The organism is Lysinibacillus sp. NPDC093216 (assembly GCF_050280325.1).
Taxonomy (GTDB): Bacteria; Bacillota; Bacilli; order Bacillales_A; family Planococcaceae; genus Lysinibacillus.
On the sequence record NZ_JBNNVB010000036.1, the window covers coordinates 37,965 to 50,842 of the forward strand.

Sequence of the window (12,878 nt, forward strand, 5' to 3'; positions counted from 1 at the left end):
CGATTAACTCAAACCTCCACTGTATATAAAATATTTCTTAGTTGTTTTTGAAGTCTTGTTTAGCTGTAATTTTTACAAGCTCTGCACTTTGACCACCAATGTTTACACGAGCATTGAATACGTCTCCAGCTTTACCTGTAGCAGATGCTTCAGCTGTACCGTTTTGGCTGAATACTACTTCACCAGAAACTTTAGATAAAGTTAATGTTGTAGCAGCAGTTAATTTGCCATCAAATGTAGCTTTACCTTTATCTGCACCTGTTTCAGCAACAGTTGCCATTACGCCGTATTGGTCAGTAACAACTACGTCAGCTAATTGGAAGAATGCATCTAAGTCGAAGTTAGCAGCTACATTGTAAGAAGAAGTTGTTACGAAGTTAACAGCTTCACCATCAATGTATTGTTGAGCTTTATTGTTTTCTACTACAGCAACTTTTTCTACTTTAGGAGCAACGTTAGAGAATGTTACTTCTTTCACGATTTCTTCACCAGTAGCATTGATTGTGATTGTTACTTTTGCAGTTGTAGTTTTCGCATCTTTATCGAATTCTACTTTAGCCGCATCATCAGTAGTAATTTTACCATCTTCAACGCCTGTAAGAACTGCAGATTTTACTGTGTAGTCAGAACCAGCTTTAAGTGTAACTTCTCCACCATTAGCAGTTACTGCTTTCACTACGATGTCTTTTCCATATTCAGTTGGGATTGCAAAAGATCCTGCAGTACCAGTTACATAGATAGGTTTGATATCTTCTACTTTATAAGAAGTGAACGAGCTATCTTTTACAACTGAGAATTGTTTAGAGTAAGAGCTTGCTTCAACTGCAGTATCATTCGCAACTTTTACAAGTTTGAATGTTACATTAGCAGTTGTTTTAGTAGCGCCTGCTTTGTATGTTACTGTGATTTTATTGTTAGCAGCATCTTTAATTTCACCTGCTACAGTGAATGGTGCATCCGCATCTGTGAATGCTTTGATTGTGTAACCTGCTGTTGCAAGTTTTGCAAGAAGCTCGTCAGTTGAAATAACTTGACCGAATTGGTCTTCAACTACGATATCTTTTGCAGCAATTTCTACTTTTTCATCAGCAAGTTCACGGATAGCTGTGCTTACTTTGCTATTTAAGCCAGTGATTACTTTTGGTTCAGTAGCTGATTTAGGGATAACTGTTTGAGTTGCAACTTTACCAGTTGAAGATGTCACAACAACAGTTACTGGTGCGTTTTCTACTACGTTAGCACCTGCTACTTTTGTATAAAGCTCACCGTCTTTTTCTACTAAAGTACCACCAGTAATAGTGATACCTTTAGAACCGCCTAATACAGCAGTATCTTTAATTGCATTACCTTGTTTGTCTAAAACAGATAATGGGAATAGGATGTCTGCTCCAGCAGTAGCAACTTTTGTTGGCGCGCCTAATGTTACTGAATCAGCACGTAAACCTTCAGCAACTTTCACTGTTGCTTGACCGTTTTTACCAGTTGCTTTAGCGATAACGATTACGTTTGTATCACCAGTTGCTACAATGTTAGTAACAGGAAGTACAACTACATCTTTACCTTCGATTGTTTGTTTTTCAAATGCACCAAATGTTGCAACAGCTTGGTTTGTATTCGTTACAAGAACCTCACCATTTAGACGGTTTAAGTCAGTAACTTCTTTACCGTATTGATCTTTTACAGTAACAGGAAGATAGAATTTATCTTTTGCTAAAGTAGTATCTTCAGTTAAAGTTTTGCCATCTTTATTGTAAAGAGCTCCAATTGTTACATCAGATGCTACAGTTTTAGCAGAAACTGTTACAGTTTGTGTTGTTGTAGTTGCAGTTGAACCGTGGATCACTGTAAGTACTACTTTGTCGCCTTCTTTAAGACCAGCAGCTTTAGTAATAGTGATTGAGCCGTCTGCATTTGCAACTGCAGAATCAGCGCCTGCTGCAGAAAGTGTTAAAGATGAAGCATTTAATTTTGTAATATCTTCACCATATTGGTTTTTAATTTGGTAGCCGATTGTAGCTGTATTATCACCAGTTGATGGAGCTACTTCACCAAGAATATCAATAATAGAAACTTTTTCGTCTTCTGTTTTCACAGAACCAGTTAGTGCTTCATCTGAAAGGCCAGTTACGTTTACAGTGAATTCACCTTTTGTAATTTTGCTTGTTAATTCAATTGTTGCAACTGTTTTATCTTCATTCCAAGTAATAGAAGAGAAGTTAGATTTGAAGCCATCTTTTTTAAGCTCAAATTTAGCTTTTTCAGTTTCAACTGGTTTATTGAATGTTACAGCTAAAGTTTTTGCATTTACTGCATCAACAGATTTTACTTTTACCGCAGTTACATATGTAACTTCAGCAGAATAAGTTTTGCCATCGATCTCGAACTCTACTTTAGTTTCTTTGTTTTCTGGAAGTGGAGTTGGTAATGTTACCTTATGTGTTTTGTCATCAGAAAGTGTTACTTCTAATGTTGTTGCATCTACAACTTTAACTTCTTTAACAGTTAAAGTTGCTTCTTCACCAAAGCTATCAATTGAACGGCTTAAGAATGATGCAAATTGACCGCGTGTTAATGAGTTTTTAGGATTGAACTGTTGGATATTTTCAACGTTTGTAATACCAGCATATTCTAATGCGATGATTGCTTCACGATTTTCTGTAGCTGTAGCTTTGTCTAAATCAGTGATAACAGATTCGAAGTCTTCATCCGCTTTGTACTCAGCTACTAAATCTACGTTATAAACAGTTTTGATAGCACGTACTAAAACAACAGCCATTTGCTCACGGTTCATGTTATTAGCTTGCATTAATTGGTTGTTTGCGCCTTTGAATACGCCAGTATCTTTAACAAGTGCTGCATATTGTAATAACTCTTTGTCAGATGTTGTTGTTGGTAAATCAGAGAAACGAGCTTCTGTTGCATAGTCTGCAGGAATTTCGTAATTTTCTGACACTAACCATTTTCCTAAGAACTTTGTTACATTACCGCGTGTAACAACAGCATTCGGCTTGAATGTACCATCTGGGTATCCAGATACGATTTTAGCGTCTGCTAATGCTAAAATAGCGTCCTCGTGATCATTGCCTTTAATATCAGAAAAGCTTGCTGCGCTTGCTGCTGGTACGATTGCTGATGCTACTAGGGCTGCTGAAGCTGCGCCTACAACCCATTTACTATATTTTTGTTTCATATGAAATTACCTCCTAGATAAATTAGCCAATATTCGTGACTACGACTTCATTATAAGATTACGAGATAATAAATTTCAAAATGAAATACCTGGAATGAAAAATGTGGTAACACCTTAGTTTTAAAGGTTTTATACCCATATTTTGTACAAATATTGTTATGGCTACCATCCCGAAAATTAACAGACAAACCTTACTGCCACAAGGAAAATATACCATCTTACCCATGTCATTTTTACCATCCAAATTTCTACAATTTTCGACTTTTAAACAATAATTGATTAAAAACCATTAGTGAACAATTCGTGAACTCATGTCACAATTAGGTAGGTAATTTATTCTTGTATTCCCTACATTCTATCAGAATTTTCCATAAGTTTTATATATTATTAGTTTTTGGTATATTCTATAAGCCATTTTTCGTTCAGAAATTGACTTGTGAATTGGCACTTTTTTATCAGCAATTACAGTAATTCTATCAATATTTGGTATTTTATCAACGATCTTCTTGGGGGTATTAACGATTCTTTTTTTATCAGCGATCTTCTTGGGGTATCAGCGATTCTTAGCTTTTTATCAGCGATCTTCTTGAGGGTATCAGCGATTCTAAGCTTTTTATCAGCGATCTTCTTGGGAGTATCAGCGATTCTTGGATTTTTATCAGCGATTTTCTTGAAGGTATCAGCGATTCTTAGCTTTTTATCAGCGATCTTCTTGGGGGTATCAGCGATTCTAAGCTTTTTATCAGCGATCTTCTTGGGAGTATAAGCGATTCTAAGCTTTTTATCAGCGATCTTCTTGAGGGTATCAGCGATTCTTGGCTTTTTATCAGCGTTCTTCTTGAGCTTATCAGCGATTCTAAGCTTTTTATCAGCGATCTTCTCGTAGGTATCAGCGATTCTTGGCTCACGGGCTTTTGGAACGGGGCGTGCTGGACATTTATGGCATGGAGTTTTTATGGAATATTAATTTGTCTTGAAAATGGGTCTTATAAAAATGGTTGGAACGTATACCTCGTTTCGTATGTCATATTCGTGAATCTATTGAGACTGCGGAATGGTAGATGCTATTTTTGATACTTCTATCCCTAGTGGCGCATCCCTTTTTGCTACCGGTGAAATAAAAAAAGCAGTGATTTCTATAATTAAAGAAATCACTGCTTTTCCTATGCGGTACGTCTTTTTATTCTCCCAATTATCCACTGACTAAATGGAAGCATGGAAATCAACTTTGTCACCGTAATACAAACGATTAGCGCCCACAGCATTAGCAATGGCACTCGGACAAACGTACTATTAAAATGGTCCACAAACCATCCTGTTGATATCCTCAGAACCTCCCAATGAATGAGATAGATCATAAACGCATATCGACTTAGCAATTGAACCGTTTTCGTATAAGGTAGCGACTGCCCCCAGGCAATTACCAATAAGGCGACACTTATAACAAGCGGTATTAAATCAAGTCGTCTCGAATGCGTCTCTGTATAACCGAGCTGCAGACGGATATATAAAAAGATAGCAGATAACACAAGCAACACAATCGTCGCGTAACGATACTTTTTCGCAAGCGCAGCAATCTGCGTATAATACACACCCATCGCATAAGCTATCGCAAAATAACCAAGCCAACCCGTAAATAGTAAACGCAACGTGAGTTCATTCTCTTCAAAAAATGGATATGGCAAGGCAATCAATGAATGATGGATTAACATAATCAGTACACATAACGGTAAAAACCAAGCCATAGACCATTTAAAACGCTTCATCAACGCAAAGACTACATATAACTGCATCATAACCACAACAAACCAGCCTACAAACCCGCCGTAAACAATATTACTGACAAACTTATCCCATACTAAGCCATTGTGATAAATTAACTCTACAATTACCGAATCAAGCATTGCCCATACTAAATAAGGTAGAAAAATATATTGAATTCTATTCGGCCAAAAGTTATTCGGTATTTTATCCTGATAACGATTCGCTAAAATTAAAATAGACAATAAAATAAACGTTGGCGTCGCATAACACAGCGCAATCCGTAAAAACAGATAAAACGACTGCTCTGGCTCTACACCTACCTCCATAATAATCCATGAAGAAGTGTGTAATAGTAAAATAGACAAACACGCCACCACACGCAGTAAATCCCACTCTTTAATCACTAAACATTCTCCTAAAACTATTATATCTCATTTAAGTCTGTCATAGTTTGTCGATGAATGCAATGGTGATACTTGTAATCTATGGCTATAATGAGGAGGTTATATTAATGAGAGATAGATAAGCAAAATAGATATATTTAATAGAAGAGAAGTAAAATCGATGGAGGAAGTATTAAGCGAATTAAAGCAAATTAATCATCGTCTTGATTCAATTAATAGTCGAATTGAATCGGTTGAGAATCGTCTTGAAGTAGTAGAATTTGAGTAGCAGCAAATCAAACAAGTTGTTTTAGATACAAACGAAAAAGTAAACAGACTAGTAGCTATTCACGAAAGCCAGCACCGCGCATTATTGAATTATTATCTGCCCGCTCGATCGCATGAGGCTGAATTGAAAAGAGGAAGCGAACTACAAGGTGTTGTCTGAAAAAGTTCCTACATAAGGAAAAATCCTCTTCGCTTACCACGGAGAAGGTACAGCCATATCGGTGTACCGCTTCAATTCGTTAGCTTTATGAGTAGTATTTAAACAAACGCCACTTCATATACTTTGAAGTGGCGTTTTGAGTACTCTTCCATATTAATAAAGAAGAAAGTAATATTAATAGTTTAAGTCACTGCATTAACCAAACTTTCCATCACCAAATCTTCTCTACCCATTCAGGATGGTCTATAAACGGATTTCGATTGCCTTGGATTTCGTAAATTCTTTCATTTCTTTGTTTTTCATATTCATCTACAGGATCTTGCTTGTGCCATTGTAAAAGAACAGAGAGTTTACCGTGATAAGGGGCTGTTCCATTATTGACTTTGTCATTTAATTCAAGATCAACCTTATCTCCAAGCTCATAACGAGTTGCCATATATAATAGTATACGTGCTACATCACCTTTTACGCGATTAGGTGGTTCGAATGAATCTGAATCTTTAAAGCAGCCATTACAACCAGCGACTGGACTGCCCCCATTGTCAAAGTCTAAATTTCCTCTTGAGCTATTCACTTGTACATCGGTTGCGCGTAAATGATGAATATCTGTTCCGGGGCCTTTGCTTGTCCCAAAGTTACCGTGTGATTTTGCCCACGTATGCTCTCGGTTCCAGTTTCCTACATTGCCGCCATTGTTTGTTTTCGGACTAGATTTACCAGAGTAAAATAAAACGACATTATTCGAATTATTAGGGTCTTCATCCGTATACTTTAATGCATCCCAAACATCATCATAAGAAAGTACCTTTTGTTCAGAAATGATATCATGAAGAGCCTTTTTTAGTGCTTGACCTTCCTTGTTATATGCTCCAGCATAATAATCATTAGCAATCACTGTAACGCTGAAACTTGTAGTGACACTTTTCTTGCCATCAGATGCTGTAACGCCAACAATATGACTACCCTCATCTAAATTGAGTGTTAATAACTTTCCATTTATAGTACCTTTTGTAGCCGTAAATGAAAGTTCATCACCATCAGGATCGGAAAAATGATCTGTTAAATCAATTTGAATTTCCGCTCCAACAGCTACAGTTTTGTTTGAAATTGTTTTTTTAATGATTGGTTGATTGTTTTCAGAAGGTAAAGAAGGATCCACAATGGGATCCCCCTTCGAATTTGTAAATTTAATTTGCTCAGGAGCTGCACCCTTTTTATAGATTATCGATTGTATATCTATATTTTCGGCGCCTCTTATTTCACTGACATTTGGACCTTCAATTGTGAGTGTTTTCACGCTATTGCCTTTAAGGTCGATAATCATCCCTGCTTTAGCTGGACTAAGGATAACATCAGTCGTCTTAAAGCCTTCTCCATGTAATTTCGCATAAGCACCTTTAAGGAATACACCTTTTGGAATAACAGATTGGGCATCTAAGTGCACTGCCACACTAGGTTTATTTATTGTCAATTTGTTTGTTTTGAAGTTCTTATAATCATATACTATTTCAGGCTGAATCGGTTCAACAGTTGAACCTTTTTTTACATCGATTTGAACCATTACAGGATCATGGTCACTTGCACGGCCAGCCATGTCTGTAAAATCAGCGTTAATATGAAGAATATCGACATTGGTTTTGTCTTTTAGATTGTTTGACACTAAAATATGATCTAATACTTGTGAGTTCCCCTGAAATACATATGTGTAACGATCAGAAGCATCTACTTTATTAATCATATTTGTCATCAATTGACCTTCATGGATTTTAAGCGCATCTGCAAATTGGTAATCATTAAAATCACCTAAAGAAACAATATTTGCATCTGGATTTTTTGATTTAATGTCCCCAACAAAATTATAAACAATGTTGGCGATTTTTTTACGTTGCACTTCACTTCCATACTTTGGCGGCTGAATCGCACCAAATAAAGGAGTATCTCCTGTTTTTGAATTCCAATGATTTGCGATAACAATTACATCTTCACCTTGGAATTCAAATTGTGCTGCTAAAGGTTTGCGGCTACTATTAAAAGCTTCATTTGCCGGATCAATTCGACCAGGGTTCAATGTTAATTTCCCATCTTTATAACCAACAGCTGTTGTGGCATCTCCTGATGGGATACCTTCCTTCAGCTTAACTCGCTTTGGATTATAAAGGAAGCCAACTCGAATATTAGCGTCCGGTGCTCCACCGTCTTGATTGTTGATTGGATCGATATTAACATACTGATACTCGACACCACCTACACCTTTAATAGCATCAATTAATCTTTTATAACTTTGATCCGCTTTGGAATCACCTGGAGATGGCCCGTTATTATCCTGCACCTCTGTTACGCCAACAATATCAGGGCTACCCATATCAATACCAATTGCTCTTGCTAGTTTTCTCGCTTTATCATCAGTTGTAGAAGTTTTGTTATTAGAGAAGTTTTCTAAATTATATGAGGCAATTGTTAACTTATCTTCTGCCTTTTCTATTTTTGTCGTCTTTGGAGATGTATCTCCCTTTTCATAAGCTGCCTTCATCTCATCTAAAGAAGTATAGATTTTAAAGTTTTGATAAGAATAGCCTACGATTCCCGTAATTGGCCCTTTAAATTTATCACCTGTTGCCACTTCAAGATCGCGTGCAGCTCCATTCGGTTCTAATCGGAATTGAATTCTGTTTGGATTTGCATTTTCTTTCTCATACAATACCCCACCGTGAATTGTGTTCGTTGGTTCATCCTCTAGTACTGTTACTAAATCTCCATGATCCTGTGGTCCTACAGCTTTCACATTTCCAACTTCTACTCTCATTCCTTCGAGACTTTCCCAAAAATCAATTGCGTCGATTGTTGGATTAAAAATTTCAAGCTGATCACTGTCGATCTCACTAAATGACATTTTTAACTTATCTATTTCAATTGCTTTTGGTAAAGCTACACTGCTTTTAATGACTTCTACTTTTCCGTCTTGATCGTCACGCACATTAATTTGTGTTGTTTTTAAATCTGTTTGCTGCCTATCATCATAGCCATCGTATGCGTATTCACTTACTTTACCTTTAACAGAAACTAAATCCCCTACTTTTATTGGCCATGGTTTCTTTCCACTGTACAGAAAAATTCCTTCAGAAGTATTCGGATTATTATCTGCCAGTTCATCTGGCGTTTGAATCGTATAATACCAATTATTATTTAATGAAAATGAATACGTGACGATTCCTTCAATTCCTTCAACTGTCTGACCATCAAATGGAGAAGTATGCCCTGCACCTTGAATATCATGAATTTGTAATTGATCTGTAATGCTATAATCAAATGTAGTTATATTGCTAAATGTGCCATCTTTAGCTTTAACTATTGTTTTTAAAGTAGTATTTTTGCTAATCTCAATTGGTGCCTCATATTTAAGACTTTTATCAGTTGGCACCGTGCCATCTAATGTGTAATAGATTTCTGCATCAGCTGTCGGTGTTGTTAAAGTGACTGTTGTTTTCCTAGTAAACGTCCCACTTCCAGGAGATGCGATAGCAGGCTTTAATGCTGAACTATCCACTACAATATCTGCTTTTGATCGAGGAATTACTTGATAGTCTTTATCGAACTGTTGAACGATACCAGTGATAGATTCATAGTTTGTACCGACAGTTAAATCTAGCGAATTTGTTTCATCTCGTACGAGGAAATTTGTTCCGTCATTAGCAGTAAAGTTTGCCCACCCTGCTCCTTGTTGAACATCTGTAAGCGTAACATTTTTCACTGTTACTAACTGTGATTCGCTATCTTCATTTACTTGAGCACCTGTTACAACCTTTGGAGAAGGTACACCGGCATTTTCAACCTTTTCAACGATTGTAGCACCATCTAATTGTAGTAGCCCACGATAGTCAGCTAATTTACCTTTTAAAGTAACTTCATCCCCGATAGACATAGCTAAATTAGGAGGTCTTACGGCAATACCACCTGTTTCGTCTTGGACAGAGAACGTATTTTTCAAGCCCGCCGCAACTCTACCTTTGATGGTAACAGTTTCGCCTACGCCTTTAGCTCTTGCCTCTCCAATTGACAGGACGGCAGGAGTCCCTGGATCGACTGGTCCTGGATTTTCTGGATCAACAGGTTCACCTGAATTTGTATCCATAACGTGCTGGCCTAAATTAGAAAAATCATCTACCGGATATGAAGTCCATTCTAAAGCTGCATTAAATGGATCATCAATAATTGTATCACCCGACAATACTGAACTCTTTCTTACTAAAGTTACATCTTTACCAAAATCCACTGAAGAACCAACTTGCCCAATAGAATCGACTATTTCACCAGATTTCTTTAATACAATTGGATCATTTCCATTGAAATTAATAACAGCTGAGTTTTCTAGATTTCCTTTTGCTTTAATGTTAGGCGCTGCATCTTTATGATATAAAACATAGGTAGCCCCACTTTCTAGAATACCTGCCAGATTCACTTTATTTTTCGCGGTAACTTCCCCGTTCGTATGAAGTTCTAGCGTATAATTACTTAAATCAACCGCGGCGCCTGTACCATTATAAATTTCAACCGCTTTATTGAAGGAACTTCCTTCTATATACTCTGAAATAATTAAATCCTTTGCTAATGTTTCAGCTTGTACAGTGAGAGGTGCTACTGGTGCGGCAACACTCGCGACTAAGGTTGTTGCTAAAAAGGCGTTTATCGGCTTCTTCCAATTCTTCTTTGACATCTAGTCAATTCTCCTTTCAAATTTAGGAAAGTTAGTTTTTAAAATGCAAAGCCTTCCCTCTATTAAGAGAAGACTTTGCAAAAGAATTATTGAATTGTTTCTCCATTAACTGTGATTCCATTAAAATTAATTTTTTTAGCATCTGTTTTTGAAAGATCCAGATTCCCTTCTACTTGTATGTTTGAAAAAGATAATTCATCCTTTAAAGCACCTGTTATAATTAAATTTCCTTTCACTACCGCATTTTCTAATAAAGAAATATTGTTAACATCTACTGTTACATTTCCTTCATACACTTTTGGTTTGTCTGCTGTACCAGAGAATTCTGACTCTGGGATATTTTTATCAGGTACTAGACTATTAGCAACTTCTACAATTCTTCCTTCAATTTTTGGATTGACTTTGCCTAGGGACTTAAGTTGTTCAGCAAGGTTTTCCCAGTCAGATAAGCCTAAGTCTGTCACTCGCCCTTCCTCATATGCCTTTTTAAAGACATCAAAGCCATCTCCACCTTTTGCAGTGAATGCATTTGTTGCAACTGTATAAGTCTCGTTATCTTGAATTTCTTTGTAATTTCCTTGTGCATCCTTATATGAAATTTTTACGATACGTTGACCTGCTGCTTTAGAAGAATCAAACTCTACCTTTGCACCTGAAACATGTAGGAAACCACCATTTTCAGCTGGGTATTGCCCAACGCTTATTTCAAATGCTTGTTTCAATTCTTTTCCTGTCAAAGACATTGTCGCTAATGTATTACCGAAAGGAAGTACAGTTATTACTTCACCAACTGTAATAGGTCCTTGATCAATTCCAGCACGGATACCTCCACCGTTTTGAAGAGCCATAATGACATTTGCATTATACTTTTTCGCTTTCGCAAGCATGCCATCTGTAATAACATTACCTAAAGGTGTTTCGTTTCTACGTACACTTGGCTTTGTGTTATCTCCACCAGTACGTGGATTCTCTAACGCTACTAAAGCTTCTGCACCAATTTCCTTCTTTGAAACTTCTTCTACTTTTTGCTTAAAAGGCTTTAACATTTCTACTGCTTGTGCATCCTCAGCATAATCAGCTACTTTTAATAAAGCACCATTATGCTCAATGACAACACCTTTTTGGTCAAAAGTAACGTCCAAAGTACCTAAATAATCATTGTACTGATATGCTTGTACAATTACCGTTGGATCCTTTGCTTGTCCAGTCGTATTTTTATTTACAACGGTTGGTTTATCTAGCTGAGTATGACTATGACCACCTACAATAATATCGATACCTTCTACAGATTTTGCTAGAATAAGATCGTTATCATATGCAGGGTTATCATCATACCCAATATGCGTTAAGGCAATTATTTTATTGACACCTTTATCTTCAAAGGCTTTTACCGCTTTTTTTGCTTCCTCGATGTAGTTTTTGAATGCAACACTGCCTGGAGAGGAAATCTCTTTTGTTTCAGCAGTTGTTAATCCGAAAATCCCCACTTTTTCACCATTTATTTCTTTAATAATCCCGTTATAGATCTTACCTTTTTGTGGCTCACTTAAGATAAGATCCGTAAATAGACCTTTAAACTTCGCATCCTTTGAAAAATCTACGTTAGCTGAAACGAATGGGAATTGTGCTCCCTTAATGAAATCAACTAAGGCTTGATGTCCTTCAGGTGTAGAACCTAAATCAAATTCATGGTTACCGAATGTCATCGCGTCATAACGCATTAAATTCATAAATGCTAGATCAGCTTGTCCCTTAAATTCGTTAAAATATAAAGTTCCAGAGAAAACATCTCCGGCATCTAATAGTAATGCATTAGGCTTTTTCGCTCTAACCTCCTTAACTGCTGTCACCTTTTTAGCAATATTGTTCAAATTCGCATGTGTGTCGTTTGAATGCATTAACGACAAAGTAAACTTATCTTTGCTATTCCCACCTTATACCACATATCTCTATCTAGGCTTTCGGTTTGGGCCTACACCATACAGGCGACTTTCATCGCATACGGCGTGCCATCAATAGTAAAACTATTCGAAACATATTTCCCCACTACATATATATGTAAACATATTATTGTTAATACACTATTTTTATAGTATTTATATTATGTTAATGAATTGTAATAGTGGAAATATACACATTCTATAGAGAATTGATAATTTACATCAGATTAATAACATATAAACAAATTAACCCTACATAGAGATTACACATTCCATCTTATTTGCATAACGATAAAAGCAAAGGCAAAATATATTTATATCAAAAGAAATAGCCTCTCAACCAATTATAAAATGTACCCTATAAGATAGACACTTAAAAAAAGTCTCTCTTATAGGGTACTTTTATTTATAATGAACATAACAACTAGATGGAGCAGAACTT

General features: G+C 36.5%; 3 protein-coding genes and 1 pseudogene. All 4 read right to left on the minus strand.

Going from position 1 to position 12,878, the window contains the following annotated elements; genetic code table 11:
- Positions 1 to 37 precede the first annotated feature (37 nt).
- Entirely contained in the window at positions 38 to 3,190 is a 3,153-nt protein-coding gene (locus ACQKOG_RS24635) for an S-layer homology domain-containing protein (protein WP_427448424.1), read from the minus strand.
- 1,163 nt (positions 3,191 to 4,353) lie between these two features.
- Positions 4,354 to 5,358, minus strand: coding sequence for an acyltransferase family protein (locus ACQKOG_RS24640; RefSeq protein ID WP_427448425.1), 1,005 nt, complete (start codon positions 5,356 to 5,358; stop codon positions 4,354 to 4,356).
- Positions 5,359 to 5,996: 638 nt separating this feature from the next.
- A complete protein-coding gene (locus ACQKOG_RS24645) occupies positions 5,997 to 10,496 on the minus strand; it encodes an endonuclease (protein ID WP_427448426.1) in 4,500 nt (1,499 codons plus the stop codon).
- 86 nt (positions 10,497 to 10,582) lie between these two features.
- Positions 10,583 to 12,418: pseudogene (locus tag ACQKOG_RS24650) on the minus strand (bifunctional metallophosphatase/5'-nucleotidase); the annotation flags it as partial.
- Positions 12,419 to 12,878 lie beyond the last annotated feature (460 nt).

What these genes read in the sequence shown, in the direction of transcription:
- ACQKOG_RS24635 (WP_427448424.1), bottom strand. Translation starts at nt 3,190, where the DNA reads ATGAAACAAAAATATAGTAAATGGGTTGTAGGCGCAGCTTCAGCAGCC.
- ACQKOG_RS24645 (WP_427448426.1), bottom strand. Translation starts at nt 10,496, where the DNA reads ATGTCAAAGAAGAATTGGAAGAAGCCGATAAACGCCTTTTTAGCAACA.